At 40.0% G+C, this 580-nt stretch carries 1 protein-coding gene; it reads right to left on the bottom strand.

The annotated features are described in order from the left end of the window. Nucleotides 1-580, bottom strand: a 580-nt coding sequence (locus IEV15_RS14555; protein WP_188363264.1) for a hypothetical protein, incomplete at both ends; no start/stop codon positions are given.

A 580-nucleotide genomic window follows, 5' to 3' on the forward strand; every position in this document is an offset into this window, starting at 1 on the left:
TCGGACTAAACACCGAACAAGCTGCTCCAAAATTAGGAGACCATTGTAATCCCGAAGGAGTTGGTACTTCTGCTTTTACACGTACACGATACTCAGCTCCTAATTTAATTGGGAAAGTAGGATCGGTAATTAAAGTCAAGTTAAAAGAAGGACCATTAGTGAAAACAGAGGTAGTAGCCACTACAGCCTCATCTTCAATCAAAGCTATTTCATATTCATATTGTGCAGCGGATTGTACCCCAACGGCACGGATAATATTATTCATAGAAACCAACTGTGCTCCACATGACGAATTTGCCAAAGTGGTAGTAGGTAGTCCCGGTGTCGTAACCAAACAAATAGGACCATAAGGCATCCACTGTTGGTTGATGCGAATCGCTACTTGTATTTCATAAGTAGTGGCATATTGTGCAATATCAGAAAATCCTAATTGGAATATATAATTAGAGGTGACTACCTCACGTTCAGCACCCGTAGATAAATTCTTAACAAAGAAAGTATAACCCGTGATATTGGTACCCGCAGGTAATGGTGATAAACGGAAATCGCCACGTAAAGTTTGATTGATACTGGTTAAAGT

This window comes from Flavobacterium orientale, assembly GCF_014638005.1.
In the GTDB taxonomy this organism is placed as follows: Bacteria; Bacteroidota; Bacteroidia; order Flavobacteriales; family Flavobacteriaceae; genus Flavobacterium; species Flavobacterium orientale.